This window comes from Pseudomonas sp. GW821-FHT01A09 (assembly GCF_058986725.1).
Window position 1 is genome coordinate 87,351 of sequence record NZ_JBYSWB010000014.1, and the last position, 26,842, is coordinate 114,192.

Consider the following 26,842-nt stretch of genomic DNA (forward strand, 5'->3'; position numbering starts at 1 on the left):
GACAGTCGCATACTGTGGGAGCAAGGCTTGCCCGCGAAAGGGCCAGCCGTATCGACGCCAATACCGCAGCGCCCCCCCCGAATATCAGATCACCTTGAACCCGTGGGTGCCATCGCGCCCCAATTGCGCCACCAGACCGAACTCCCAGTCCAGATAGGCTTGCATGGCTTCAGGCGGTGCGTCCGTGCCTTCATACGGGCGACGATAGCGATCGGTACGCGCGGCGGCCAGGCGTTCTTCACCGCCCTCCAGAGGCAGGTTGGCGGCTTTCCAGGTGGCGGTGCCGCCTTCCAGCAGGAACACCGGCTGACCGGTCAGCGCCTCGACCTCGGCCACGGCGAAGCGCGCCAGGCGGCTGGTTCCGCAGGTCAGCACATAGCGCTCGGCGTCCGGCACGGTGTAGAGCACGTCCTGCAATTGCGAGCGCAATGCCCACCAGGCGCCGGGGATATGTTGCTTGACGTAGTTGGCGCTGGTGGTGAAGTCCAGCAGCGCGACCTTGCCCTCGGCTTGCCACTGCTGCAGGGTCTGGGCGCTGATGGTCTCGACGTTGCTCACTGGCGGATCGTTGGGTTGCCACTCGCCACTGGCCGTGAAGTCGCTGTGCTGGGCGTCGTCTATGACCGACACGTCCCAACCCATTTGCGCCAGCCACGAGGCCGACATGTTGGCGCGTACGCCGTCATCGTCCACCAGCACCACGCGCGCGCCACGTACGCTGGCGAAGTGATCGGTTTCCTGAACCAGCTGGCCGCCGGGGGTCGAGCGCGCCGCGGGCAGGTGCGAGAGGGCGAATTCCTCGGGCGTGCGCACGTCGAACAGGTAGGTGGTGCGGGTCGCGTCGGCGTCCCATTGCTGCCACTGCGCCAAGGTCGTGCGCTGCACGCCGGCCCGGTCGGCCACCTCACGGGCAGCGCTGGCGGCCTGAGCGCGGGTGCTTTCGTCGACTTCGGCGAAGCGGCGGGCCTGGCCGTGTTCCAGTGTCTGCCCGGCCAGCAGCCAGCCAATGGTGCCATTGCGCAGGGCGGCGATCGGGTTGGGCAGGCCGGCGTTGATCAGCGACTGGGTGCCGATCAGGCTGCGGGTGCGACCGGCGCAGTTGACGATGATGCGGGTCTTGGGGTCAGGCGCCAGTTCGCGTGCGCGCAGCACCAGTTCTGCGCCGGGCACGCTGATGCCGCTGGGGATGCTCATGGTCTGGTATTCATCGAAGCGGCGGGCGTCGAGGATCACCACGTCGGCTTTCTGCTCGAGCAGGGCGTGGACCTCTTCGGCCGGCAGCGAAGGCGTGTGGCGTTCGTGCTCGACCAGTTCGCCGAAGGCCTTGCTCGGCACGTTGACGTCGATGAACAGCTCGCCGCCGGCGTCGCGCCAACCCTGCAGGCCGTTCTCCAGCAGACGCACATCGCTGTAGCCATGATCCTGCAAGCGTTGCACCGCCAGTTCGGCCAGGCCTTCGCCGTCGTCATAGACGGTGATAGCGGTGTCGCGCTGGGGGATCCGGGCGAACACTTCCAGCTCCAGCTTCGACAGCGGGATATTGACGGCGAACAGTGGGTGGCCCTTGGCGTAGGGATCTTCTTCACGGACATCGACCAAGGCCAATTCAGTGCGGGCCAGCAAGGCGCGGCGTATATCGGCGAAGGATCGGGTGGCAGTCAGGCTCATCGTGTAGCGTGCTCCGGTGTCGAGGGGGTCGGTGTGGCAAGGTCCTTGGACAGGTCCCAGATATTAGGCAAGACGCTGTTGGAGTAGCCGGAAATGAACAGTTTTTCGCTGCCGTCCGGCTGGTACACGGCGCGGCGTACGGCGCCGATATTGGCGCCGTATACGTGAATGCTTACCGACACCTGGTCGGCGAAGGCGTTGGTGACCTGGTGAATATCGTTGCTGTCCGGGGCCAGGTGCTCCACATCGCCAGGCTGCAGCAGGATCGGCGCGCCTTCGGTGTGCAGGCGTCCATCAGCGGCGCGGGCGTAGCTCTGGGAGTATTCACCGCCGCGCAGCATGCCGATCAGGCCCCAGACGCGGTGGTCGTGGATCGGCGTGGTCTGGCCCGGGCCCCAGACGAAGCTGACCACCGAAAAGCGCTGGCGCGAATCGGCGTGCAGCAGAAATTGCTGGTAGCGCTGTGGGTCCAGAATCGCAAACGCGTCGGGCAACCAGTCGTCTACGCTGACCAGACGGCCCAGCAGCTCGCCGCCCTGTTGCAGCAGTTGCTCCTGGGTGGGATTGCGGTCGATGAGTTCGGCCAGGTCACCAATGAAGGTGCGCAAGCGTTCGGGGTTCGAATTGTCGGTCATGGTGGTTTTCCATCGAGCAGGTTCACGGTGTCGCGGCTGGTACGAATATAAGCATAAAGAGGTTTTTTAATATGCTAATTTTTAATGATTAGCTTAGACCGAAAAGTGCTTTTCCTTCAACGCCGCATCGCTTTAGGCTGCGTCTCAAGCCTGGCCAGCGATGCTGGGCCATCCCTGCATGGCCACGATCAAGCGCCTGGAAAGCAGATAGCCTCGAATACGGAGATACCCATGAGCAATGTCAGTGCCTTGCCCGTCAGCAACGAGTCCCTCGACACGTCCGTACGCGACCGTGTCTCGGCTGAAGAATGGGAAGTGCGCGTCACCCTCGCCGCGGCCTACCGACTGGCTGCGTTGAAGCGCTGGACCGACCACATCTATACGCACTTCTCGGCACGGGTGCCGGGGCCTGAAGAGCATTTTTTGATCAACGCCTTCGGGCTGCTGTTCGATGAGATCAGCGCGTCCAACCTGGTCAAGGTGGATATCGACGGCACCATCGTCGACGATCCGACCGGCCTGGGCATCAACTACGCCGGCTATGTGATTCACAGCGCTATCCATGCGGCGCGTCCGGATCTCAAGGCGGTATTGCATACCCACACGCGCGATGGCATCGCGGTGTCGGCGCAAAAAGGCGGGCTGTTGCCGATTTCCCAGCATTCCCTGGGGTTCTCCGGGCGCGTGGCTTATCACGGTTATGAAGGGGTGGCGCTGGATCTGGATGAGCGCGAGCGCCTGGTCGCCGACCTGGGCGACAAGAGCGTAATGATCCTGCGCAATCATGGCCTGCTCACTGCGGGCGTCAGTGTCGAACATGCCTTCCAGCAACTGCATCGGCTGGAATACGCCTGCAATATCCAGATCGCCTCTCAGGCCGCCGGTAACGCCGAGCTGATATTCCCGCCGGCCGAGGTGGTGGCCAAGGTCGAGGAGCAGGCCAAGGTGTTCAGCAGCGGCACCGGGCCGGGTGTACAGCGCCATTGGAATGCGCTGATCCGCGAACTGGATCGCCACGGCACCGACTACAAGGACTGATCTCGGCAGCGCGTCGCAGGGGGGGCTATCGCAACCCCAGCGCCAGTTCGCCCAGCCGCGCACCGATATCCCGCAGGGGCAGGCAATAGCGCGGGTGATCGGTGCGCAGCGTGGTCAACGGCATGCTCGGGTCCTTGGAATCGCTGGGTTCCTGCACCACGCCGATACCGCCAGCGGCATAAATGGCGCGCATGCCAGCGGCACCGTCGCCGTCGCCACCGGTCAGGATTACGCCGATGGTGCGTTTGCCGAATACGTTGACTGCGGTCTCGAACAATCGGTCGACGCTGGGGCGTGAGTACAGCACCCGTGGGCCGTCGTCCAGGTGCAAGCGGGCGCCGGCGATGACTTGCAGATGCTGATCGGGCGGGGCGACGTACACGTGCCCTGCACACATGGTTTCGCCACCGATGGCATAGCCGACCGGTAGTGTGCTGTGCTGATTCCAGATATCGGCAAGGAGACGTGGGCTGTTCGGGCCGCTGTGAAGGACGATGGCCACGGCCGCAGGAAGATCGGCGGGCAGGCTGGACAGCACCTGTTTCAGCGCGTCGATGCCGCCGGCCGAGGCGCCGATGACGATGATCGTCTCGGCGTCAGCGCTATTGTTACTGTTGACATCCATGAGGTTCGAATCCTTGTGGCAAGCCGGCAGCGGTGCGCTTCGCTGTCTCAATGGCCGCTTTTTGCCGAATTGGCATGCTTGGCCAGCCAGGCTTTCATTTCGACGATTTCGGCTTCCTGGGTCTTGATCACGTTTTCCGCCAGTTGACGCATCTGCGGGTCCTTGCCGTATTTGAGCTGGACCTTGGCCATGGCGACCGCGCCTTCGTGATGGGCGAGCATGCCGGAGGCGAAGGCCACGTCCGGATCGTTGGCCATGACGCCTTTGTGCATCGATTCGCTCATCTGGCCCATGGGCGCCATGTAGTCCTTGTGCATCTGATCGATGCTGGCATTGGTGTCCGGGTCTGCGGCCCACAGGTAGGTGGAAATGGCGGCAGCGATGACAAACAGCAGGGGAGTGGATTTCATGGGCGACTCTCGGCGTCGTGGCGGTATAAAGCACAGACGACGCAAACGCCCGGATGTTCCCTGTTTCAGCCGCCGGTCATGTTCATGAAGCGCACCACCTGCACCTCGTCGTCAAGGCGGAAGTCGTGTTTCCACGGCTTGATGGCCATGGCCGCAAGAATGGCCTTCTCGAGCTTGTGCGGCTGGCCGGGGTGACCGCGCAGCACGGCCTTGAGGTCGGCGGAGTGCTCGTTGCCCAGGCACAACAGCAGGCGGCCTTCGGCGGTCAGGCGCACACGGTTGCAGGTGGCGCAGAAGTTGTGGCTGTGGGGCGAAATGAAACCGATACGGCTGTGCGGCGCCTCGGACACACGCCAGTAGCGCGACGGCCCTGAGGTACTGTCGGTAGAGCTGATCAGGGTGAAGCGTTCGCTGATCCGCTCACGCACCTGTTCGCTGGAAAAGAACGCTTCGGCGCGGCTGTGCTCGCTGATGGTGCCCAGGGGCATTTCTTCGATGAAGGTCAGGTCCAGTTCGCGATCGAGGGCGAATTGCAGCAGGTCGTTGATCTCATGGTCGTTGCGCCCCTTGAGCACCACGCAATTTAGCTTGGTATGGCGAAAGCCGGCGGCGCGCGCGGCATCGATGCCGGCGATGACCTGATCCAGGTCGCCGGTCCGGGTGAGTTCGCGAAACAGCGCGGGATCGAGGCTGTCGAGGCTGATGTTGAGCCGATCCAGGCCCGCACCGAATAGCGGCTGCGCCAGCTTGCCCAGTTGCGAGCCGTTGCTGGTCATGCACAGTTCCTGCAACCCGGGCAGCGCCTTGAGGCGCGCGCACAGGTCGACGATGCCCTTGCGCACCAGCGGTTCGCCGCCGGTCAGACGGATCTTGCGCGTACCCAGCGCGACGAACTGCGCAGCCAGGGTTTCGATTTCTTCGAGGGTGAGGATGCGCGCGCGCGGCAGGAACTCCATGTCTTCGGCCATGCAATAGACGCAACGAAAATCGCAACGGTCGGTGACCGAAATGCGCAGATAGTCGATCTTGCGTGAGTAACTGTCCTGCACCTTGACTCCGGTGTTGAAGCTTCGCGTGGGAAGGTTGCCTGCACCGACTCGATGGTGCCCTGCGCCGCGAAGCCAAAGGGTGATGAGTGGTTACAGAGTACGCCTGTGCCGCTGCCTGTGCCACCAGCCGCACGGCAGCCGCTGGGCGGTACGGTACGGGTGGGTGAAGGTTGCGTCCAATCGCCTGTACCGATGGCGCCATTGATGCGGTCTATCGCCGCAGCAGTGGTCATATTGCATTGACCCATCGGCCTGCTCGTCGTTCCGTGCGTTGAGGGGTAGCTGTTACAGCGCTCATCGCTACTATATGATTGGGCTCTTTTCCGCTGACAGATTGATTCCCTTGGCGTTTGAACCCCTCGATCCGAAGAGCCCCCGGCGCAAGTCGCGAAACCTGGCCCAGACCCTCGTCGACGATTACTCGAAGCAGATCGTCGACGGCCTGATCAAGCCCGGCGACAAGCTGCCCAGCGAAGTCGAACTCATGGATGCCGGCGGCGTCAGTCGCTCGGTGGTCCGCGACGCGCTGTCACGCCTGGCGGTGGCCGGGCTGGTGGAAACCCGTCGGGGCATCGGCACCTTCGTCCTCAATACCCCCGGCTCGGCCGTATCGCGGCTGGACCCGACCACCATCGTCACCCTGCAGGACGTGCTGGCGATCATCGATGTGCGCATGAGCTTCGAAGTCGAAGGCGCGGGCATGGCGGCGTTGCGCCGCACCGACGAGCAGTTGGCGGCGATCAGCGATTCGCTGGCGCGTTTCGAGCTGGCCAGTGACACCGGCGGCTCGATCATTTCCGACTTTCAGTTCCACTTGCAGATCGCCCACGCCACCAACAATCGCTATTTCATCGAAATCATCACCCATTTCGGCACCAGCATGTTCCCTCGGGCACGCCTGAGCACTGCCTCCATCGCGCGCCTCGACCGCCAACTGGCCCACAGCCGCCTGGTGCGCGAACACGAGCACATCTACAACGCCATTGCCCGCCAGGACTTCGATGCGTCCCGGGCCGCCATGCGTGTGCACCTGGCCAATAGCCGAGCGCGGGTGCTCAAGTCCCACCAGGAACGCGAAGGCTGAGCCGGCATGCGTAAAGCGACGCCGTTTTTCGGCAAGGTCGTTGAAAATCCAGGTTTTATGTAAAAAAGTTCCACAGTATTTCATGGAATGCCCGAGCGGCTATTGCCATCAGCGGTGATAGCACATGATGATGGGCGGCGAGTGTGTTACGCCATGGAGTGCTCATGATTTCGCCGCGACAGCCGTTCGAGCCCCGTTCCCTGCCATCAGGGACCATCGATAGCCTTCATGATCCGTTAGCCGCCGACGAGCTGCCGGCCATGCTGCGCGCCGCGCGCCGGGGTGCGCATACTCAGGCCTGGGTGGTCTACCGGGCCGGAGAGCAGTTGCACCGGGTGGGCGAGGGCGACGCGCGGCTGGATTGGCCCGCCAGTATCGACAACGATCAGTTCGACAGCTTTTGCGCCGCGCGCCGCTTGCAGCGCTGGCCGGCTGGGCGGGGCGAGTTCGTGCTGGGCTGGCTGCTGGCGCCGATCAGCGAAGCCGCCGACCCGGCCCTGGCAGAACTGGCCTATCGCTTGGGCCAGCGCCTGCAGACCGATGCGCTGGCGCGCGCGCAGGTCACCCAGCGGGTGCTCTACGACATCATCTATCTGGCCAGCAGCACCCGCGAGCGCTCGGAGTTTCTGGTGGCGGTGCACCGGCAACTGGCCCAGTTGATCGACGCCGAAAATTTCTATCTGGCGCTCTACGATCGGGCCACCGGCAAGATCAGCTATCCCTATTACGTCGACAAGATCGACGTCGATGCCCTTGAGGCTGAAACCTACGAGTACCTGGACCGTGATCATCTGTCATTGACCGCCCAGGTACTGACCAGCGGCAATCCGCTGCTGATCGACGCCGCCGGCATTGTCGCGGCGCAGGCGCAAAAGCGGTTTTTCTGCGTCGGCGATCGGCCCGAGTTCTGGATGGGCGCGCCGCTGAAGAATGCCTCGGACGAGGTCTTCGGCATGATCGCCATGCAGGTCTATGACATCCCGCGCATCTACAGCGCCGAAGACCGTGCGCTGTTCCTGGTGGTGGCCCGTCACGTGGCCATGGCGCTGGACCGCATCCTGCACCGCGCCGACCTTGAAGATACCGTGTCGCAGCGCACCCGTGAGCTGTCCCTGCTCAACAGCGCGTTGCGCCAGGAAGTGGCCGAGCGCGAGCGCGCCGAACATCTGCACAGTGCGTTGTTCCAGATTGCCGAGCTGTCCAGCCAGAGCGGCGACATGGAGCAGTTGTTCCAGCGTCTGCACGGGATCGTCGGCGAGCTGCTGGTGGCCCGCAATTTCTATATCGCCCTGTACGACGTCACCACCCAAGAGGTGACCTTCCCGTATTACGTCGACGAACACCAACGCAACGCGCCAGCGCCGCGCCGGGGCAACCGCGGCCTGACCGAGTACGTGATCCGCCAGCGCCGCGCTTGCCTGATCGACTTCAACGACGCCAGCCTGTTGATGGCGTCCGGCGAGATCCAGCGCACCAGCGAGCCGATCCGCTCGCAGTCGTGGCTGGGCATTCCGCTGTTCGACGACGACGTGGTGCGCGGCGTGCTGGTGGTGCAGAGCTATTCCCGGCTGGTGAGCTACAGCACCCGCGACCAGGAGCTGTTGACCTTCGTTTCCCGCCATATCGATACCGCCTTGTCCCGGCGCAGCGCCGCCGAGGCCGTGCTGGCCGCCAACCTCAAGCTCGAAGCGCGGGTGCAAAGTCGCACCCGCGAACTGGACCAGCTCAACGCGCGCCTGCAATACGAGAACGCTCACGATGCCCTGACCGCGCTGCCCAATCGCAGCCATCTGCAACAGCGCCTGCAATCGGCCTGGGAGGCGTTTCGCCGTGACGGCAACGAGCTGGTGGTGATGTTCCTCGATCTCGACCGCTTCAAGCTGATCAACGACAGCCGCGGTCACTATTTCGGCGATCAACTGCTGATGCAGGCCGCGGCGCGCTTGCGCAGCTGCCTGCGTGATGAAGACCTGCTGGCGCGCCTGGGCGGTGACGAATTCGCCGTGCTCGCGCCCCACGCGCCGCTGGAGGTGGCGGTGAGCATCGCCGAGCGGATTCTGGAGGCGTTCGACCTGCCGTTCCATATCGACGGCCATGTGGTGTTCTCCTCCTGCAGCATCGGGATCGTCGGCGCCGATGCGGAATTCCACCACGAGCCGGCCGACCTGCTGCGCGACGCCGATACCGCCATGTACCGGGTCAAGAACGCCGGACGCGACAGCTTCGCGGTGTTCAACCAGGAGCTGCGCCGCGAGTTTTCCGATCAGGTCGAGCGCGAAGGCGCATTGCGCAATGCACTCAAGCGTCAGGACGAACTGCTGCCGTACTTCCAGCCGATCGTCGATGTCGAGACTGGCCAGTTGGTCGCCCTCGAAGCCTTGATTCGCTGGCGGCTGCCCGATGGCCTGATTCTCGCGCCGGTGCATTTCCTGCCGGCGCTCGAAGGCCTGCGTCTGATCGGGCGCCTGGATCTGTACATGCTCGCGGCGGTGGCGATGATCCTCGCGGACCCTGAGCATGCCCATTGGCCGATCGTGCACGTCAATTGCTCGAGTTACAGCATCACCCGCCCGGAATTCGCCGACGAGGCCCTGGCGGTGCTGGCCAGCCATGGCGTCGCGCCGTCGCGCATCTGCCTGGAGCTGACCGAGGGCGCCCTGGTGGCCGAGCCGGACCAGGCCCGTCGGGCGATGCAGCAGTTGGCGGAACAGGGTATGTCGGTGGTGCTGGATGACTTCGGCGCCGGGTTCTCGTCCTTGAGCTACGTGCATCAGTTCCAGTTCAGTGGCTTGAAGATCGACAAGTCGTTCATTCTCGAACTCACCGCCAGCGACCGTAGCCGGGCGATCGTGCGCGCCATCGTGCGCATGGCCGAATCCCTGGGCCTGCCGGTGGTAGCCGAGGGCGTGGAGGACGCAGAGTCGCTGCGGCTGTTGCAGGAGATGGGCGCCGGGCATGCGCAGGGCTATTACTTCGCCCGGCCGTTGGCGCTGGATGATCTCAAGCGCCACGCGTTGCTGGCCCGCTAGACCTCGGTGTCTCCAAGCGGGGACGACTGCGCGCGCGAGCCGGCGCTTAGGCGTCGTTGCGTTTGCTTCAGGCTTCGGTCTGCTCCGCGACTCTGGTGGTCTTGGGCAGCACCGCTTCGTTGTTCTGCACTTGCCAGAGCGGACGGAACAGGCGGGTCCAGGTAGTGACGATGACCAGCGTGCTGACGGCACCGAAAATCGCCGCCGGCACGGTGCCCAGTGCGGTGGCGCTGACCCCGGCGCGGAACTCGCCCAGTTCGTTGGAAGAGCCGATGAACAGCATGTTGACCGCGCTCACCCGGCCGCGCATGGCATCGGGGGTGGCGAACTGGATCAACGATGAGCGGATATAGACGCTGATCATGTCCGCCGCACCGGCGATGAACAGTGCGGCGAACGACAACCAGAACCAGTGGGAAAGGGCAAACACCAGATTGGCCAGGCCGAACACCGCCACTGCGGCGAACATGCGCAGGCCCATGTGAGCATTGACCGGGCGGATGCTCAGGTACAGGCCCATGCACAGCTCGCCCACGGCAATACCGCTGCGCAGCAGGCCAAGGCCTTCAGGGCCGACATGCAGGATCTCCTGGGCGTAGATCGGCAGCAGGGCGACCACACCGCCGAGCAGCACCGCGAACAGGTCCAGGGAGATGGCGCCCAGTATGATCGGCTGCGAGGTGATGAAGCGGATGCCGGCGGTGAAGCGCGTGACGGCGGTGGTGCCGTCGTCCGGCTTGGGCGGCGGGGTGTGGGTGGTGGGCACCCATTGCAGCAGCGTCACGCCGGTAGCGAAACCCAGCAGGCAGACGCCGTAGGTCCAGCCGCCGATGCCGGCATAGAGCACGCCGCCCAGCAGCGGGCCGGCGATGGTGGCGATCTTCATGATCATGCTGTTGGTGGCGATGGCCTGGGCCAGGTGCGCCCGGGCGACGATCTGCGGCAACAGGCTCTGCAGCGCCGGCCCGGTGAAGGCGCGGGTGCAGCCGAACACCAGCATGGCGAGGTAGTAGGGCAGGGTCTCCTGGGTACCGCTGAGGGTCAGCCACAACAGCGCGCCGCTCGACAGGGTCGCGACTGACCAACTGATCTGCAGGATCCGCCGGCGGTTGTAGCGGTCCAGCAGGTCGCCGGCCGGCAGCAGCAGAATGACCATCGGAATGAACTGCGCCATGCCCACATAGGCCAGGGACAGGGGTTCGCGGGTCAAGTCGTACATATGCCAGGCGATGACGATCGCTTGAATCTGCTGGGCGAATACGGCGGCCAGGCGCACACACAAAAACGCACTGAAACCGGGTTGAGCGAAGATCGATGTGGGGGAGCGAGACAAGTTCAAGGGACGGAGTCTTGTTGTAGGTACGTCGGGGCGACGATGTTAACAAAAATGCAACCCGTGCAGAGGTGCCTTTGGTCATAACATTTATGTGCCGCCTTATAACCAAGTGCGGCTGAGCTCATGTGTGCAGATTATTAAGCTCGCAATATTCTTCCCAGTTCATATGGGCCATCTGTGCGACTTCACGGTGAACTTCAAGACGCTGCTCTTCAAAAGCCTGGGGCGTCGGGCTGGTCAGTTGCAGGGTCAGTTCCCAGGCGAACAGGCCCTGGCGCTCGGCTTCCTGTTCGAAGGCCTCGTGCAGGCGCTCATCGCGATATTGCTGCAGGGTCAGGCCGGCGACTTGCGCCAGCAGCGGGTTGAGGCGATCCAGGTCGTGGGCCACTTCAGGGTGGTGGGCGAGGAAGGTCTGCAAGGCGAGTTGGTGCGGAGTTTCAACCTGGGGCATGGCGGCTACCGTGGGCAAGAGGTTCCTGAACTATAGCGTAATGCATCGGTGTGAGTGCATTCGAACCCTTATGCCTACGATGCAGATGAATGTGAATATTAAAAAAAGTTTATTTAACGGCCTGTCAAGTTAAACCACGCTCCGGAAAACCATCGCTGAACCGGTTTACCCAGTACGACCCAGGGCGCCAGCAGCGATTTGCGCAACATTAAATCGCGGATGAAATGCCCATAGCGGCCTTTGTATCAGGGGTGAAACTAACTTTAGGGGGGCAATAAGCGGGCTTGGCAGCCGTCATACTGATAACCACAAGCCTTGCTGCTCCTGCTGTTACAGGGTCAGGGCAATGGTTTCAACCTCGGATAATCCACGGAGATACCCCCATGAAACTTTCAGTCAAAACCCTCGCGCTCGGTCTTACCCTGCTGGCTTCTTCTTCGGTATTCGCCGCCACCACCGCACAGACCAAGCCGGTGATGGACAAGGACGGCGCCTACGTGCACATGGACGTGGCCCAGGTCCTCAGCGACAAGGAAACCGGCAACCCTTGCGGTATCGAGCATGCCAAGATGCTGTACCTCAACCATCAGGGCGTCGAGCATGAGCTGGACTACCGCGTCGAAGGCGAATGCCCTCAGCAGAACTGATCCATGCGTCGCTACAGGTTATCCAGCGGAATCTTCAGGTACCGCACGCCATTGGCCTCCGCAGGAGGCAACTCTCCGGCGCGGATATTGACCTGCACCGCAGGCATCATCAGCACCGGCATGGGCAAGCCCCGATCGCGGGTTTCGCGCATATTCACGAACGCCTCTTCACTGATACCGTCGCGCACGTGGATGTTGTGCGCCCGCTGTTCGCCCACCGTGCTGCGGCAGCTTTCGCTGCGCCCGCCAGGCGGGTAGTCGTGACACAGGTACAGCGCGGTCTGCGGCGGATAGGCCAGCAAGCGGCTGATGGAGCGGTACAGCTGATGAGCATTGCCGCCTGGGAAGTCGCAGCGCGCGGTACCGACGTCGGGCATGAACAGCGTATCGCCGACGAACAGGGTGTCGCCCTCGATCAAGAAGGCCATGTCGGCAGGCGTATGCCCTGGCACGTGCAAGGCCTGGGCGCTGAGATCACCGATCTGAAAGTGTTCATCGGCACTGAACAGGTGATCGAACTGCGAGCCGTCGAGATGGAATTCGGGTTCGAGGTTGAACACCGTCTTGAACACCTTCTGCACCTGACAGATCTGTTCGCCAATGGCGATGCGCCCACCCAGCTGCGCGCGCAGGTAAGGCGCAGCGGACAGGTGGTCGGCATGGGCGTGGGTCTCCAGCAGCCATTGCACCTGCAGCCGCTGCGCGTGCACATACGCGGCGATCTGGTCGGCGTGGACCTTGCTGGTGCGCCCCGAGCGAGGGTCGTAGGTGAGCACCGGGTCGATGATGGCGCAGGCGCTGCCGGGGCCAGCGTGGACGACGTAGCTGAAGGTGGAAGAGTCGGCGTCGAAGAATGACTCGATGTGCGCTGACATGTTCAGCTCCTGGTAATCATTCAAGGCGAACACAATATATTGTTTTATATAGTGTGTTCAAAGATAATCCGCCGACGCCCGCCAATACGAGCCCTTTGCATGGACTTCTCCCTTTCCGCCGATGACGTCGATCGCCTGCGCGAGTCGGCGTCCAAGGCCTGCGCGCTGCTCAAGGCGCTGGCCAACGAGGATCGTTTGCTGATCCTCTGCCAGTTGACCCAAGGCGAGCGCAATGTCGGTGAACTCGAAGCCATGACCGGCGTGCGCCAACCGACCCTGTCCCAGCAATTGGGCGTATTGCGCGATGAAGGCCTGGTGGCGACCCGTCGTGAAGGCAAGTACATTTTTTACGGCCTGGCCAGCCACGAGGTGATCCAGGTGATGAAAACTCTCTCTGGGCTGTACTGCGGCCGGGTGCTGGGGCTGGGTAACGCTGAATGATCGAGGCACTGGTATTCGGGGTATCGATCGGCATGCTGCTGGGCCTGACCGGCGCCGGCGGCGGGGTGCTGGCGGTGCCGGCGCTGGTGCTCGGGCTCGGCTGGCCCATTACTGAGGCAGCGCCGGTGGCGTTGATGGCGGTCGGTGGCGCGGCCGCGCTGGGCGCTATCGATGGCTTGCGCAAAGGTCTGGTGCGCTACCGGGCGGCCATGCTGATGGCAGTGCTGGGCGCGCTGATGGCGCCGCTGGGGCTCTATGTGGCCCATCGTCTGGCCAGCAGCACCTTGGCGACCTTGTTCAGTGCGGTGCTGGTGGTGGTGGCGGCGCGCATGATCCGCTCGCACAGCAGCGCCAAAGAAAGCGCCGGCTGGCAGCAGAAGAACTGCATGCTCGATCCCGACACCGGTCGCCTGCACTGGACGCGCAAATGCGCCGCGACCCTGGCGATCCTGGGAGCCTGTTGCGGCTTTTTGAGTGGCTTGCTGGGAGTCGGCGGCGGCTTTCTGCTGGTGCCGGCGTTCCGCCAACTGACCGATATCCGCGTGCACGGCATCGTCGCGACTTCGTTGATGGTGGTGGCGCTGGTCTCGACGGTCGCCATCGTCGGCGCCTTGCGCACCGGGGTCAGCATCCCGGCCGCCGGTGGCGGTTTCATCGCCGCCTGCTTGCTGGGCATGCTCACCGGCAGGCGACTGGCGCCTCGGGTTCCGGCCCAGGCCCTGCAGCGTTTGTTCGCAGGCGTGTGCCTGGTAGTCGCGATCTACCTGCTGGTGCACACCTGGGCCTGACGCCATCCCTGTAGCGCGGGGGCTTGCCCCCGATTCGGGGTGCCAGGCACCGATGCTGTCGACCGATTATCGCCGCGCAAGCTCCCCACGCTACAGGGCTCAGGCGCGCCGCGAGTTGAACATCAGGCAAGCCAGCGCAATCAGCGGCAAGGCGCTGCCGCAGATCACGATCGCACCCCAGCCGCCGCGCTCGTAAAGACTGCTGGCCAGCGACGAGCCCAGCGCGCCGCCGATGAAAATACTGGTCATGTACAACGCATTGAGGCGCCCGCGGCTATTGGCATCCAGCGCGTAGATGGCGCGCTGGCCCAGCACCATGTTCATCTGCACCGCGAAATCCAGCAGCACCCCAGTGATCGCCAGCCCGATCACGCTATAGGCCGGGTGTACCGTGGCGACCCAGAACGCCACCGGCGCCAGCACCATGGCCAGTAACGACGCCCGCGCGGTGTGCCCGGCATCGGCCAGGCGCCCGGCAAGCGGCGCCGCTACCGCGCCGATCGCGCCGACCAACGCGAAAATGGCGATCTGGCTCTGGCTCAGCCCGTGTTGACGGGACAAATCCAGCGGCACTGCCGTCCAGAACAGGCTGAAAGCACCGAACATCAGGCCCTGATACAGCGAGCGCTGGCGCAGCAGCGCATGCCGCGCCATCAGGTGGTACAGCGACAGCAGCAACTCGCTGTAGCTGGCGCGGTGATCGGGCCGGCGCTCGGGCATGGTCCGCGCCATCACCGCCATGATCACCAGCATCACCGACGCGGCCATCATGAACACCGCGCGCCAGCCGAAATGGTCGGCGACCACACTGGACAACGGTCGCGCTAGCAGGATACCCAGCAGCAGGCCGCCCATGATGCTGCCCACCACGCGGCCGCGGGTCTGTTCCGGCGCCAGATGCGCCGCCAGCGGGATCAGCATCTGCACCGACACCGAACTGAAGCCCACCACCAGCGACATTGCCAGCACCGCCGGGGCCGAGGTGGTGAAGCTGATGGCTACCATGCTCAGGGTCGACAGGGCGAGGGTGGCGAGCATCAGTCGACGGTTTTCCAGCAGGTCGGCCAGCGGCACCAGAAACAACAAGCCCAAGGCGTAGCCGATCTGCGTCAAGGACACGATCAGGCTGGCGCCATGGGCCGACAGCCCGACATCGGGAGCAATCAGGTCGATGATCGGCTGGGCGTAATAGATATTGGCGACGATGGCGCCGCAGCAAAAGGCGAACAGGGTCATCAGGCCCTGGGTCATTTGCGGCGCAGTGCCGGGTGCCGCGGCGGGCGAAGAGGACATGAAGCGGGCTCCGGAAAGGCCTTGGAAGGGCGCGAAGGCGCAAAGTCTACCGCGTCGACCGCCGCGATAGGTGAAAGTTGCCACCCGACGCCCACATTACCGCAAACTCGCTGAACGCTTGCGACCCAGCAATGTCGTACCTTTGCGGCCACGGTGAGCCTAGGGTTCGCCACTGCTAATTCATGTAAGGCGAAAGCGTGAGCACGGCGATATTAATGAACGATGCGCTAGACCCCTCCAAGCCGGCGCAACAGGGTAACCCCGAGTCGCGGCCTGCAGCATTGCAGGCCGAGGACGTGGAGCTGCGCGAGGCCCTTGAGGCAGGCGGGGTCGGCCACTGGAGCCTGGACCTGGCATCCGGCACGTTGGAGACTTCGGTGACTTGCCGCAAGCATCACGGCCGTAGCCCAGAGGAAGCGTTCACCTACGCGCAATTGCTCAATGCCGTTCATGCCGACGACCGTGCCCGGCGCCAGGCAGCGGTGCAGGCCAGTATCGATGGCGGCAGCGATTATCAGATCGACTATCGACTGTTCACCCCCGAGGGTGAGTTGCGCTGGCTCAATGTCCGCGGCCGCACCTTGCGCGATGCGCAAGGCCAGGCGCTGCGGATCGTTGGAATTTCCCAGGACATCACCGAGCGCATGGCCGAGGAAGGGCGTCGCCGGGCGCTGGCGGAAGTCAGCGATCGCATCCGCGACCTGGCCGATCCGGCCGAGCTCGCCTATGCCGCCGCCGAGATCCTTGGCCGCCATCTGCAGGTCAGCCGCGCCGGCTACGGCCTGGTGGATACCTTCAATGAAACCATCACCATTGAACGGGACTGGAATGCGCCCGGGGTGAAGACCTTGGCCGGGGTCCTGCATTTTCGCGACTATGGCTCTTACATCGAATCGCTCAAGCGTGGCGAAACCGTGGTCATCGCCAATGCCGAAGAAGATCCAATGACGGCCGCCACCGCGCACGCGCTCAAGGCCATCAGCGCCCAGGCCTTCGTCAACATGCCGGTGAACGAAGAGGGCGGCATGGTGGCCCTGCTGTATCTCAACCATGCCGAACAACGCACCTGGCATCCGGCCGATCTGGCGCTGGTGCGGGAAGTGGCGCACCGCACACGCATGGCGGTGGAGCGGCGCCGCGCGGAAAATCGTTTGCGCACACTGACCGCGTCCCTGGAGCAGCAAGTCGAGAGCCGCACCCGCGCCTTGCTCGACACCGAAGAGGCCCTGCGTCAGGCGCAGAAGATGGAAGCGGTGGGGCAACTGACCGGTGGCGTGGCCCACGATTTCAATAACCTGCTGACGGTCATTCGTTCCTCTACCGACTTGCTCGGGCGCCCCAACCTGGCCCCCGAACGGCGGCAGCGCTATGTCGAGGCGATCTCCGAAACGGTCAATCGCGCCACGCGCCTGACCGGCCAGTTGCTGGCCTTCGCCCGCCGCCAGACGCTCAAGCCGGAAGCCTTCGATGTCGGCGCCAGTGTCAGCGCGGTCATCGGCATGCTGCACACCCTGGTGGGCTCGCGGGTGAGCATCGATCTGCAGTTGCAGGACGAAGGCTGTTTCATCCATGCCGATCCGAGCCAGTTCGACACCGCGCTGATCAACATGGCCGTCAATGCCCGCGATGCCATGGACGGGCAGGGCAAGGTGTCGATCAAGGTCGCCAAGGTCGATACCATCCCGGGTCAGCGCGCCGCCAAAGGCAAATTCATCTCGGTGGCGATCAGCGATACCGGCGCCGGGATCGATACGGAGGATCTGACACGGATCTTCGAGCCCTTCTTCACTACCAAGGCCTTCGGCGAAGGCACCGGGTTGGGCCTGTCTCAGGTGTTCGGCTTTGCCCGGCAGTCGGGGGGCGATGTTCAGGTACACAGCGCGGCCGGTCAGGGCGCGACCTTCACCCTGTACTTGCCCAGTGTGCCGGGCCATGGGGTTACCGAAGACGTGGTCACTGAACTGGCGCAGGTCAGCGGTGGCGGTGTCTGCGTCCTGGTGGTCGAGGACAACGAAGAAGTCGGCGCCTTCGCCGCCGAGTCACTGCTGGAACTGGGCTATGCGCCGGTGTGGGTGACCTCGGCGGAACGCGCCCTGGCCGAACTGACAAAGGCGCCTGGGCGTTTCGACGTGGTGTTTTCGGATGTGGTCATGCCAGGCATCAATGGCATCGAACTGGCCACTCGTATCGGCGAGCTGTTTCCTCGACTACCGGTGGTGCTCACCAGCGGCTACAGCCATGTTCTGGAGCAAAGCGGCATGGCGGGGTTCGAGCTGTTGCACAAGCCGTACTCGGTGGACCAGCTTTCCCGCGTGCTGGGCCAAGCGACCAAGGGGCGACGGCATTCGTCGTTGCTGTGACGGCGACTAGAACCACAACACCACATACACCCCCAGCGCGCCCAGCAGGCTACAGGCCAGCGCCAGTGCAGCGATCTCGCGCAGCGCCACCGGCGTGCGGTTCTCGCTGATCGCGCGGGTGCTGACCCGATACCGGCGCCATTGCCCCAGCCAGATCCCCACCACGGTCAGCATCGCCACGCCGATCAGGCCGAAGGCGAAGGCGCCGTGGTGGGGGATCCAGCGCAAGAACAAGGTACTCACCGCCAGCAGCGACAGCAGCGTGCGGCGCCACGCCAGCAGGGTGCGTTCCGGTTGCAGGCCGTCATCCTGGTGCGCGCTGCTCATGGTCGCTCAGACTTGCCGCAGGGCGACAAAGGCGATCAGCACCGCAGTGACCAGCGCACCGCCGATGGACAGCAACGGCACCAGCAGCGGCAAGGGCAACGGATTGCGCTGACGCATCGCCCGCTCGACATTCAGCCAGCGCAGGCAAGCGCTGATACTGATCAACATGCCCAGCACCAACAGGGTGATGGCCAACGTCTTGCGCAATTCGGGCAGAAATACGTCGGCGGTGAACGCCTCGACAGCGATGCCGCCAGCCATCAATGCCAAAGCGGTGCGGATCCAGGCCAGGAAAGTCCGTTCGTTGGCCAGGGTGAAGCGTGGATCGGGTTCGCTGCCGCCGCCGAGCAGCTCCAGGGTGCGTTTGCCACGTGGCGAGGTCGCGGCTGGCTGACTGTCCGGCTTGGCCGCCGAGGGCTGGGTGAAATTGGAATCCATGGGGCATCAAGGCTCGCTGGTCGGGGCCGCGCTGGTGCGTCAGCGTAGGCTCGGGGCATCGTAGCAGAGCGTGGCGCCGGCCACGAATCTGCCTGCGACTAGATGAAACACGCTGACGACCTCCGTGGCGGGGATGGCAAACATCAGATTAACGGATAACATGGCGCTCCTCTGACTGATGACGGAACAGCATGTGTCATGGCTTTTGACGAGCGATCAATGAATGGAATGGGGGTCTTCGTGGCCATAGTCGAGCAAGGCAGCTTCGCCGCGGCGGGGGACATTCTGGAGATGTCGCAGCCCGGCGTCAGTCGCGCCATCGCCCGGCTGGAGGCGCGTCTGGGGGTGCGCTTGTTCGACCGCACCACCCGCACGGTCTCCCTCACTGAGGACGGCCTGCGCTTTCACTCATTGGTGACGCCGCTGTTGGCCGGCCTGGAAGAGGCCGCCGACAGCACCACGCGCGGTGCGGCGGCAGTGCGGGGGCGTCTGCGGGTCAATATCGATCCGAGCCTGTCGCGCTTGCTGTCTGGTGCCTTGATCGGCGAGTTCATGCGTGCCTATCCCGAGGTGCAGCTGGAGCTGGTGACCCGTGAGCGTTTGGGCGATCTGGTCGGTGAAGGGTTCGACCTGGGGTTGCGGTTCGGCGAGCCACCGGTAAGCCACCTGAAGGTCAGCCAGTTGCTGGAAACCCGCTTGTTGACCGTTGCCGCACCAGCCTATCTCGCCGCCCATGGCCGCCCGCGTACCCCGCAGGACCTGGCCGAGCACCGCTGCATTCAATACCGCGACGCGGAGCTGGGGCGCTTGTACGATTGGGCGTTTCACCGCGGGCGCCAGCGCCTGGAAGTCAGCACTGAAGGGGTGCTGACGGTCAATGACGTCAATACCTTGCACAGCTGCTGCCTGGCGGGCCAGGGCGTCGCCCAGTTGATGGCACTGGGCAATGAGTCGCTGCTGGCGGACGGCAGCCTGGTCGAGCTGTTCCCCGACTGGCCTGATGAGCGCGTGAGCCTTTACTCGTTGCTGCCACCACGCATGCAGCCGCCTGCCAAGAGTCGCGCGTTCGTGGACTTCGTCAGCAGCCGCATCGGCTGAGGGCCAACGCGCGGGCGCGTTTACTTGCGCTGATTGGCCGAGACGGCGGCGCGCAATGCGAGCAGATAGCTGTCGACGCCCAGGCCGCAGATCTGCCCGGTGACGATCTCGCCGAACACCGAGTGATGGCGGAATTCTTCACGGGCATGGATATTGGACATGTGCACTTCGATCACCGGCACTTCCAGAATGGCCAGGGCGTCGCGGATGCCGTAGCTGTAGTGGGTCCAGGCGCCGGCGTTGATCAGCACGGCATCGACCTTGTCCAGGTAGCCTTGGTGAATGCGCTCGCACATCTCGCCTTCGTGGTTGGTCTGAAAGGTCTCGACCGTGGTGTCCAGCTCTTTGCCCAGGGCGCGCAGTTGATCGTCGATCTCGGCCAGGGTGATGGTGCCGTACTGCTTGGGATCGCGCTTGCCGAACATGTTGTGGTTGATGCCGTGGAGCATGAGCACTTTCATCGGTTTACCTTTTTGCAGGTCAATGCGGTTGAAGTCGATCGACACGGCCGGTCACAAGGACGTGGTTTTTCTTGTCGCGGCGTGGGTGTGGCGATCCAGACGGCGCCGCCCCCGTCAGCGGTGGGCGCCTGAGGCAAACTTGTAGCCGAGGCGGCGGCGTCTTTCAACTGAATCTTTTTTCGTGGCGTGCTTGAACTACCATGGCATACAGTTCGCCAAACGCAGACGCAGCTCGTCTGTCCGGGGCTGCGGTGTGCGGGCTGGTAGAACCGCCGGCTGTATGCCCGCTGATGATCGCCTTGCGAGGAGAGCCACCCGACGATGTGGATTGCGCTTGCGCTGTTGATCGTGCTGCTGATATTGGGCGGCGCCGCGATGTATCTGTTGCATGCCCCGCTCAAGCCCGTGCCCCTGGCACAGGGCACGTTGGCTCATCGGCAGTGGGCAACGACCCAGCACACGCGCCACTATGACACCTATGTCCCGCGCGAACTGGTCCCGGACGCGCCGCTGGTGATTGCGCTGCATGGCGAGCGCCAGGACCCTGCGGTGATGCGCGCATTGATAGGACCGGCGCTGGAACGGCAGGCTCGGGTATGCGGTTTTGCCGTGGCGTATGCCGCTGCCGAGCAAACCGGCTGGGGCCGTGACGGTTCGCAGGACATGGCGTTCATCCAGGCACTGATCGAGGCCATGGCCGTCGAGCACGCGATCGATACCGAGCGGGTCCATGTGCTGGGCTACGACAGCGGCGGCCAGATGGCCTATCGGCTGGCGTTGGCCATGCCACAGCAATTGGCCGGCGTCGCGGTGGTCGCCGCCAGCCTGCCAGCCATCGATGAGCCCACTGCGGCAAGTGCCGGTGGGTCGGTGCCGATGCTGATCATCAACGGCACCGCCGACCGGCTCAATCCGTTCGAGGGCGGCAGTGGCAGCTGGTTCGGTCTGGCCCGGCGTGACGCAGTGCGCTCCGGCATGGCGACCGCCGAGTGCTTCGCCGGCCTGGCGGGCGCTCGCTTGCAGCAAGACGAAACCCTGTCGGCGCATCTGTTGCCACGGCTGGCGCCGATGCGCAGCGTGTGGAGCAATGCCCAGGGCATCGCAGTGGTGTTGTATGCGGTCAAGGGCGGCGGCCATGTGCTGCATCAGCCGTATGCGCGACAACCGCGCTGGCTGGGACCGATGAACCCGGGTTTCGATGTGGCCGCTCAGGCGTGTCTGTTCTGGCAGTTGTGACCTGGGCTCAGCCGCCGGCAGGCTGCTCTTCAGTAGCAGCCGATCGCTCGCCTGTGAGCAGTTGGCGCTTGCGCTCCACACCCCAGCGATAGCCCGAGAGCCCACCATCGCTGCGCACTACCCGGTGGCAGGGGATCGCCACGGCCAGGGTGTTGGCGCCACAGGCCTGGGCCACGGCGCGGCAGGCACTGGGCGCGCCGATCTGCGCGGCGATCTGCGCATAGCTGGCGGTGCTGCCCACCGGGATAGTGCGCAGCGCCTGCCAGACCCGCTCCTGAAACGCCGTGCCACGGATATCCAGCGGCAGATCAAGGCCCAGCGCCGGGGCTTCGATAAAACCCACCACCTGTGCGATCAACTGTTCGAAGTCGCCGTCGCCGCCGATGAACTCGGCATTGGCGAATTGCCGTTGCAGGTCCTGCAGCAGTTGATCGGGATCGTCGCCCAAGAGGATCGCGCAGATGCCGCGGTTGCTTTGTGCGACCAGGATCGAACCCAGTGAACACTCGCCCACGGCAAAGCGAATGCGGTTGTTGTGGCCGCGACCGCGAAAGTCTCCAGGCTTCATGCCCAGCATCCCGGTGGCGGCTTCGTAGAAGCGGCCATTGGAATTGAAGCCGGCATCGTAGAAGGCTTCGGTGATGGAGCCGCCCTCAGTCAGCGCGGTACGCAGCCTGCGCGCCCGATGCGCGGCACCGTAGGCCTTGGGGGTGAGGCCGGTAGCGGCCTTGAACTGGCGATGAAAATGAAACGGACTGAGGCCCACGGCATCGGCCAGCTCGTTGAGGCTTGGCAGGGTGTCGGCCTGCTCGATCAACAGGCAGGCGCGGGTGATGCGCTCGGTAGTCGGTGTCGTTTGTGCAGGTTTCATATCGAACTCGGCGTTCAGGCGATGGGCTCAGTATAGGGCCGGGACAGATCGATAAACTCCGAGTCTTGCTGTTCGTTGTCGAATTCAGGTTTGTACCCTGTGGCGAGGGAGCGAGTCACCTTCCACAGGGTTCGTCGTAGCGAGGGGATCAGAAATTCATGCTGTAAAACAGCGAGTACGACTCGATGCCTTCGTTAGGTTCGCTGAGGCCCGCATTGGAATAGTGGATGATCCGCACGCCGACACGGTGCGCTTGTGCGATCTTCAGGCCGAGGCCCAGACGGTCTTCGAAGTTGAACGAGGAGCCCAGGTCGCGGCTGCCCACATGGGTGCCGCTGAAGCCGGCGATGCCGACGCCCGCTTCGACATAGGGCACCACATTGCCGCCGCCGAACTCATAGACGAACACCGGTGCGAAGGAAATCGACTGCCGCGCGCTGGTATGTTCGCCGGCCTCCCAATAGGTCAAGCCGAGGTCCCAATAGCCGGTCAAGTGGCCTACCGAGGACTGCAGCCAGGTCTTGTCCCAATCCAGGCCAAGGCCTATGCGGTAAGTCATGTCGCTTTGCCCGGTGGCCCCCACCGCGCCGCTGATAGTTGCCGCCTGGGCACTGCCAACCATGGCTGCAGCCACCAGACAGCCCATTGCACATCCGATCGCGAGACTGCGCTTCAACCCCATTTTCAAGCTCCATCTGGTTTGTTTTTTTATGACGTACTGTCCAGGTTTCACCGTCGCTTGCACCACTTCTGAAGGCTCGTCCATGAAAGCGGCCTTCAGATGCGGTTGTAACATCAACCTTACAAGCCACTGTTCGCTAATGACCCTAGGTCAGCGCGCAAAGTTCTACAACTGCGTGGCGTTTTTTTCACATATTTTTCAGATGACGTTCACGTCTGCCTTCTGGCATATATGCCGCTAGTCACGTGGGGCTCGACGCGGCCTAGAGACGACGGATTCGATGTTCTTGCGGCCAATCAACAGTTTCGGCGTGGCCGTGGGGGCAGGGGGGATCCGTTCGGCCAGCCACTTGTACATCACCAGGCAATCCACCAGCCCCAGCTCGGCGTGGCGATAGGCGTTGGGCAAACGTCCGACCACCTCGAAACCGAGCTTGTGCCATAGCGCCACCGCCACTTCGTTGCTCGCCACCACCGAGTTGAATTGCATCGCCAGAAAGCCGCTGTCGCGCGCCAGTTGCTGGGAGTGCTCGCACATCAGCCGCGCCACACCCTTGCCTCGGGCGGCCTCGGTGACCATGTAGCCACAGTTGCTGACATGGCTGCCCGGCCCGGCGGCGTTGGCCTTGAGATAATAGCTGCCCAGCAACTCGCCCTCGTCCTCGGCCACCAGCGTGTGCAGGGGCAGTTCGAGCCACAGATGGCGGGCTTGCTCGAAGGTCAGGGCGGGGTCGTAGGCGTAGGTCTGCCGGGCATCGGCGACGGCATGGAAGGTTGGCCAGAAACGCTCGAAGTCGGCGCTGGTCATGGGGCGGATGTCGATCATGGAATTCCTCTGCTCAGGTCGAGGGGCAGTCTAGCAGGCATCGACCCCCGGGGGAGACGGTCGCAAAAGAGTACAGGGCGAGCGCGCTGCGGCAATCGGTCGCAAGCGGTTGGCGACCAACAGCAGGTCGGCGGGCCGGGTGACGATTGTCCCGCCACCCTTGGCGGCGTAGAATGCGCGGCATCTGGCCGTACCTCTCTTACCGAAAAACCATACCGATAAAAATTCTACTCATTGCCTGCTTCGTTCAAGGGATTGCCTTCGAGCGAGGTTTTCGTGCGTGGATTTTCTGTACGGGCGGGTTTACCGGTTCTTGCGTGCAACTCACGGCCGTTGCGGGCGCAAGGCACCACGAGGTTTGATCGACACTCGATGAACACATCCACGAGCACTCAGGCTGGCAGCTGGTTGAGCGTTATCGCCCTGGCCCTCGCAGCTTTCATCTTCAATACCACCGAATTCGTGCCGGTCGGGCTGTTGAGCGCCATCGGCCACAGTTTTTCCATGACCACCGCCCAGGTCGGGCTGATGCTGACCGTCTATGCCTGGGTGGTGACGCTGCTGTCGTTGCCGATGATGCTGCTGACCCGCAATATCGAGCGGCGCACCCTGCTGGTGGGTGTGTTCATGGTGTTTATCGTCAGCCACATCCTCTCCGGCATGGCCAACAGTTTTACCGTGCTGCTGATCAGCCGCATCGGTATCGCCGTGGCCCACGCGGTGTTCTGGTCGATCACCGCTTCGCTGGCGGTGCGCGTGGCGCCGGCCGGCAAGCAGGTGCAGGCGCTGGGGCTGCTGGCCACCGGTACGTCGCTGGCGATGGTGCTGGGTATTCCGATTGGGCGCATTGTCGGTGAGGCACTGGGCTGGCGCACCACCTTTATGGCGATCGCCGGTGTGGCCGGGCTGACGGTGCTATGGCTGGCCAAGACCCTGCCAGCGCTGCCGAGCCAGAACTCCGGTTCGCTGCGCAGCCTGCCGATTCTGTTCAAGCGCCCGGCGCTGGTGTCGTTGTATGTGCTGACCGCGCTGGTGGTGACCGCGCACTTCACCGCGTACAGCTATATCGAGCCCTTTGCCCAGGGCGTGGCGCACTTGAGCGGTGACATGACCACCGTGCTGTTGCTGCTGTTCGGCGCCGCCGGGGTGATCGGCTCGCTGTTGTTCAGTCTGTACAGCAGCCGCTTCCCGCGGGGCTTCCTGATCACCTCGGTGGCGGTGCTGGGGCTGTGCCTGATGTTGCTGCTGCCGTTCTCCCTGAACGCATCGCACCTGGGCGCGTTGAGCGTGGTCTGGGGCGCGGCGATCATGTGCTTCGGCCTGGTGATGCAGTCCAAGGTCATCAGTCTGGCGCCGGACGCCACCGACGTGGCCATGGCCTTGCACTCGGGTATCTACAACATCGGTATCGGCGGCGGGGCGCTGCTGGGCAGCGTGGTGATGAGCCAGTTGGGCACTTCGAACATCGGTCTGGTGGGCGGCATGCTGGCGGTCAGTGGCTTGCTGATCTGCTGCTTCACCACGTACCGCTTCGCCAAACCAGCGGACTCCGATATCCGCGACGTCTGAGTCTCTCTGTAGCGAGGGGGCTTGCCCCCGATAACAGTGTGTCAGCCACATTGATTTAGCTGACACGCCGCCATCGGGGGCAAGCCCCCTCGCTACATGAGGCCTTGGTCAGGTCACTACGCGATAGCACGGCTCATAGGCCGCGCCGCCAGGCAGCTTCATTCGGTGTTGCGCCACGAAGGCCTGCAGCAACTTGTCCAGCGGCTGCATGATCGAGGCATCGCCGTGGATCTCGTAGGGGCCGTGCTCCTCGATCAGGCGGATGCCCTTGTCCTTGACGTTGCCGGCCACAATCCCGGAAAACGCCCGGCGCAAGTTGGCGGCCAGTTCATGGGCCGGCAGGTCCTTGCGCAATTGCAGGCTGGCCATGTTGGCGTGGGTTGGATCGAACGGCCGCTGGAAGCTCTCCTCGATGCGCAACAGCCAGTTGAAGTGGAAGGCGTCGTTGCGCTCGCGGCGGAACAGACGCACCTCCTTCAGGCCCGCCGCCATCTGCCGCGCGACTTCGACCGGGTCGTCGATGATGATCTGGTAGTGCTTGTGCGCTGCCTCACCCAGCGTGGCGCCGACGAACGCGTGCAGTTGCTCCAGATACGGCGCCGCGCTCTTGGGCCCGGTGAGCACCACCGGGAACGGCAGTTCGCGGTTGTCCGGGTGCATGAGGATGCCCAGTAGATAGAGGAATTCTTCCGCCGTACCGGCACCGCCCGGGAAGATGATGATGCCGTGGCCGACGCGTACGAAGGCTTCGAGGCGTTTTTCGATGTCCGGCAGGATCACCAGCTCGTTGACGATCGGGTTGGGCGCCTCGGCGGCGATGATGCCCGGCTCGGTCAGCCCCAGGTAGCGGCCGCCCTCGAGGCGCTGCTTGGCGTGGGCGATGGTGGCGCCTTTCATCGGGCCTTTCATCACGCCCGGGCCGCAGCCGGTGCAGACGTCGAGCTTGCGCAGGCCCAGTTCGTGGCCGACCCGCTTGGTGTATTTGTACTCGTCCGAGTTGATCGAGTGGCCGCCCCAGCACACCACCATCTTCGGTTCGACACCGGCGCGCAGCGTACGGGCGTTGCGCAGCAGGTGGAAGACGTAGTCGGTGATGCCCTGGGAATTGCTCAGGTCGATGCGCTGGCTTTCGAGTTCGCTTTCGGTATAGACGATGTCGCGCAGGGCGCTGAAGAGCATTTCCCGGGTGCTGGCGATCATCTCGCCATCGACGAAGGCGTCGGCGGGCGCATTCAGCAGTTCGAGACGTACGCCGCGGTCCTGCTGGTGAATACGGACTTCGAAGTTCTTGTAGGCTTCGAGGATGGTCTTGGCGTTGTCGACATGGGCGCCGGTATTGAGAATGGCCAGGGCGCACTGGCGGAAAAGGGTGTAGGTGCTGCCCGAACCGGCAGCGCTGAGCTGCTGCACTTCGCGTTGGGACAGGGTCTCCAGGCTGCCTTTGGGGCTGACCGAGGCGTTGATGACGTGTCTTTGAGCCATACTCTGATTCCTTGAATCGACAGCTGCAGGCCACCGCGGCCGGCAAGCATCAGGCGGTGTTGCGGTTTGACGCGGCGCAAGCATTTCCTTATGGGTGATAAGCGGTTAGCGAGTTATCTGACCC

Annotated in this window: 26 protein-coding genes; 10 read left to right on the forward strand and 16 right to left on the reverse strand. The window is 63.7% G+C overall.

The genetic code is table 11. The features are described 5' to 3' along the window. Window positions 1-84: 84 nt before the first annotated feature. Window positions 85-1,668, reverse strand: a complete 1,584-nt coding sequence (locus tag AC3WJP_RS17120; protein ID WP_493721871.1) for a rhodanese-related sulfurtransferase — start codon at window positions 1,666-1,668, stop codon at window positions 85-87. Next, window positions 1,665-2,303 (reverse strand): cysteine dioxygenase family protein, encoded by a 639-nt coding sequence (locus AC3WJP_RS17125; RefSeq protein WP_493721870.1) that lies wholly within the window; start codon window positions 2,301-2,303, stop codon window positions 1,665-1,667. The genes AC3WJP_RS17120 and AC3WJP_RS17125 overlap by 4 nt, the downstream gene beginning before the upstream one ends. Before the next feature lie 231 nt (window positions 2,304-2,534). Between AC3WJP_RS17125 and AC3WJP_RS17130 the strand changes: the two genes are divergently transcribed. Further along, window positions 2,535-3,341 carry a class II aldolase/adducin family protein gene (locus AC3WJP_RS17130; RefSeq protein ID WP_493721869.1) on the forward strand — a complete coding sequence of 269 codons (807 nt, stop codon included), beginning with the start codon at window positions 2,535-2,537 and terminating at the stop codon, window positions 3,339-3,341. Window positions 3,342-3,366: 25 nt separating this feature from the next. Here the strand turns inward: AC3WJP_RS17130 and AC3WJP_RS17135 are convergent, their stop codons facing one another. The 3 genes from AC3WJP_RS17135 to moaA form a co-directional block, all read right to left on the reverse strand. Beyond that, the gene (locus tag AC3WJP_RS17135; protein ID WP_493721868.1) at window positions 3,367-3,966 is read right to left on the reverse strand and encodes a chemotaxis protein CheB; all 600 of its coding nucleotides are present in this window, start codon (window positions 3,964-3,966) and stop codon (window positions 3,367-3,369) included. A 47-nt stretch (window positions 3,967-4,013) separates the two neighbouring features. Continuing rightward, on the reverse strand, window positions 4,014-4,376 hold the full coding sequence (gene copM / locus AC3WJP_RS17140; RefSeq protein ID WP_493721867.1) for a CopM family metallochaperone: 363 nt from the start codon (window positions 4,374-4,376) through the stop codon (window positions 4,014-4,016). Between the two features lie 65 nt (window positions 4,377-4,441). Further along, window positions 4,442-5,425: a GTP 3',8-cyclase MoaA gene (gene moaA, locus AC3WJP_RS17145; RefSeq protein WP_493721866.1), complete on the reverse strand. Its 984-nt coding sequence runs from the start codon at window positions 5,423-5,425 to the stop codon at window positions 4,442-4,444. Window positions 5,426-5,768: 343 nt separating this feature from the next. Between moaA and AC3WJP_RS17150 the strand changes: the two genes are divergently transcribed. Beyond that, window positions 5,769-6,509: a FadR/GntR family transcriptional regulator gene (locus AC3WJP_RS17150; protein WP_493721865.1), complete on the forward strand. Its 741-nt coding sequence runs from the start codon at window positions 5,769-5,771 to the stop codon at window positions 6,507-6,509. Between the two features lie 164 nt (window positions 6,510-6,673). Further along, window positions 6,674-9,538, forward strand: a complete 2,865-nt coding sequence (locus AC3WJP_RS17155; protein WP_493721864.1) for a sensor domain-containing phosphodiesterase — start codon at window positions 6,674-6,676, stop codon at window positions 9,536-9,538. Window positions 9,539-9,605: 67 nt separating this feature from the next. On the opposite strand, the gene AC3WJP_RS17160 is transcribed toward AC3WJP_RS17155, so the two are convergent. After that, window positions 9,606-10,871 (reverse strand): MFS transporter, encoded by a 1,266-nt coding sequence (locus AC3WJP_RS17160; protein WP_493721949.1) that lies wholly within the window; start codon window positions 10,869-10,871, stop codon window positions 9,606-9,608. Window positions 10,872-10,995: 124 nt separating this feature from the next. Further along, window positions 10,996-11,325: a DUF6388 family protein gene (locus AC3WJP_RS17165; protein ID WP_493721863.1), complete on the reverse strand. Its 330-nt coding sequence runs from the start codon at window positions 11,323-11,325 to the stop codon at window positions 10,996-10,998. Window positions 11,326-11,708: 383 nt separating this feature from the next. Here AC3WJP_RS17165 and AC3WJP_RS17170 point away from each other — a divergent pair, with 383 nt between their 5' ends. Continuing rightward, a complete protein-coding gene (locus tag AC3WJP_RS17170; RefSeq protein WP_493721862.1) occupies window positions 11,709-11,972 on the forward strand; it encodes a DUF2790 domain-containing protein in 264 nt (87 codons plus the stop codon). An 11-nt stretch (window positions 11,973-11,983) separates the two neighbouring features. Here AC3WJP_RS17170 and AC3WJP_RS17175 read toward each other — a convergent pair whose 3' ends face one another. Continuing rightward, entirely contained in the window at window positions 11,984-12,847 is an 864-nt protein-coding gene (locus AC3WJP_RS17175) for an MBL fold metallo-hydrolase (RefSeq protein WP_493721861.1), read from the reverse strand. A gap of 99 nt (window positions 12,848-12,946) precedes the next feature. On the opposite strand from AC3WJP_RS17175, the gene AC3WJP_RS17180 reads away from it, so the two are divergent. Both AC3WJP_RS17180 and AC3WJP_RS17185 read left to right on the forward strand, forming a co-directional pair. Next, a complete protein-coding gene (locus tag AC3WJP_RS17180) occupies window positions 12,947-13,288 on the forward strand; it encodes an ArsR/SmtB family transcription factor (protein WP_493721860.1) in 342 nt (113 codons plus the stop codon). After that, window positions 13,285-14,076, forward strand: coding sequence for a sulfite exporter TauE/SafE family protein (locus AC3WJP_RS17185; protein ID WP_493721859.1), 792 nt, complete (start codon window positions 13,285-13,287; stop codon window positions 14,074-14,076). The genes AC3WJP_RS17180 and AC3WJP_RS17185 overlap by 4 nt, the downstream gene beginning before the upstream one ends. A gap of 99 nt (window positions 14,077-14,175) precedes the next feature. On the opposite strand, the gene AC3WJP_RS17190 is transcribed toward AC3WJP_RS17185, so the two are convergent. After that, entirely contained in the window at window positions 14,176-15,369 is a 1,194-nt protein-coding gene (locus tag AC3WJP_RS17190; RefSeq protein WP_493721858.1) for an MFS transporter, read from the reverse strand. Window positions 15,370-15,584: 215 nt separating this feature from the next. Here AC3WJP_RS17190 and AC3WJP_RS17195 point away from each other — a divergent pair, with 215 nt between their 5' ends. Beyond that, window positions 15,585-17,729 (forward strand): hybrid sensor histidine kinase/response regulator, encoded by a 2,145-nt coding sequence (locus tag AC3WJP_RS17195; protein WP_493721857.1) that lies wholly within the window; start codon window positions 15,585-15,587, stop codon window positions 17,727-17,729. Between the two features lie 6 nt (window positions 17,730-17,735). Here AC3WJP_RS17195 and AC3WJP_RS17200 read toward each other — a convergent pair whose 3' ends face one another. Then, window positions 17,736-18,056 carry a DUF202 domain-containing protein gene (locus AC3WJP_RS17200; protein ID WP_493721856.1) on the reverse strand — a complete coding sequence of 107 codons (321 nt, stop codon included), beginning with the start codon at window positions 18,054-18,056 and terminating at the stop codon, window positions 17,736-17,738. Window positions 18,057-18,062: 6 nt separating this feature from the next. Then, window positions 18,063-18,494, reverse strand: coding sequence for a YidH family protein (locus tag AC3WJP_RS17205; RefSeq protein WP_493721855.1), 432 nt, complete (start codon window positions 18,492-18,494; stop codon window positions 18,063-18,065). 219 nt (window positions 18,495-18,713) lie between these two features. On the opposite strand from AC3WJP_RS17205, the gene AC3WJP_RS17210 reads away from it, so the two are divergent. Continuing rightward, entirely contained in the window at window positions 18,714-19,592 is an 879-nt protein-coding gene (locus AC3WJP_RS17210; RefSeq protein ID WP_493721854.1) for a LysR family transcriptional regulator, read from the forward strand. A 20-nt stretch (window positions 19,593-19,612) separates the two neighbouring features. Here the strand turns inward: AC3WJP_RS17210 and aroQ are convergent, their stop codons facing one another. Then, window positions 19,613-20,053 (reverse strand): type II 3-dehydroquinate dehydratase, encoded by a 441-nt coding sequence (aroQ, locus tag AC3WJP_RS17215; RefSeq protein ID WP_226502312.1) that lies wholly within the window; start codon window positions 20,051-20,053, stop codon window positions 19,613-19,615. Window positions 20,054-20,374: 321 nt separating this feature from the next. Between aroQ and AC3WJP_RS17220 the strand changes: the two genes are divergently transcribed. Continuing rightward, a complete protein-coding gene (locus AC3WJP_RS17220) occupies window positions 20,375-21,289 on the forward strand; it encodes a CE1 family esterase (RefSeq protein ID WP_493721853.1) in 915 nt (304 codons plus the stop codon). A gap of 7 nt (window positions 21,290-21,296) precedes the next feature. Here AC3WJP_RS17220 and ada read toward each other — a convergent pair whose 3' ends face one another. The 3 genes from ada to AC3WJP_RS17235 form a co-directional block, all read right to left on the reverse strand. Further along, window positions 21,297-22,160 (reverse strand): bifunctional DNA-binding transcriptional regulator/O6-methylguanine-DNA methyltransferase Ada, encoded by an 864-nt coding sequence (ada, locus tag AC3WJP_RS17225; RefSeq protein ID WP_493721852.1) that lies wholly within the window; start codon window positions 22,158-22,160, stop codon window positions 21,297-21,299. A 148-nt stretch (window positions 22,161-22,308) separates the two neighbouring features. Further along, window positions 22,309-22,782 carry an acyloxyacyl hydrolase gene (locus AC3WJP_RS17230; RefSeq protein WP_493721851.1) on the reverse strand — a complete coding sequence of 158 codons (474 nt, stop codon included), beginning with the start codon at window positions 22,780-22,782 and terminating at the stop codon, window positions 22,309-22,311. A 297-nt stretch (window positions 22,783-23,079) separates the two neighbouring features. Continuing rightward, window positions 23,080-23,667 (reverse strand): GNAT family N-acetyltransferase, encoded by a 588-nt coding sequence (locus AC3WJP_RS17235; protein WP_493721850.1) that lies wholly within the window; start codon window positions 23,665-23,667, stop codon window positions 23,080-23,082. Window positions 23,668-24,039: 372 nt separating this feature from the next. Here AC3WJP_RS17235 and AC3WJP_RS17240 point away from each other — a divergent pair, with 372 nt between their 5' ends. Further along, window positions 24,040-25,236, forward strand: a complete 1,197-nt coding sequence (locus AC3WJP_RS17240; RefSeq protein WP_493721849.1) for a sugar transporter — start codon at window positions 24,040-24,042, stop codon at window positions 25,234-25,236. A gap of 108 nt (window positions 25,237-25,344) precedes the next feature. On the opposite strand, the gene ppnN is transcribed toward AC3WJP_RS17240, so the two are convergent. Beyond that, complete coding sequence (ppnN, locus tag AC3WJP_RS17245) at window positions 25,345-26,718, reverse strand: nucleotide 5'-monophosphate nucleosidase PpnN (protein WP_493721848.1); 1,374 nt, start codon at window positions 26,716-26,718, stop codon at window positions 25,345-25,347. Between the last annotated feature and the right edge of the window lie 124 nt (window positions 26,719-26,842).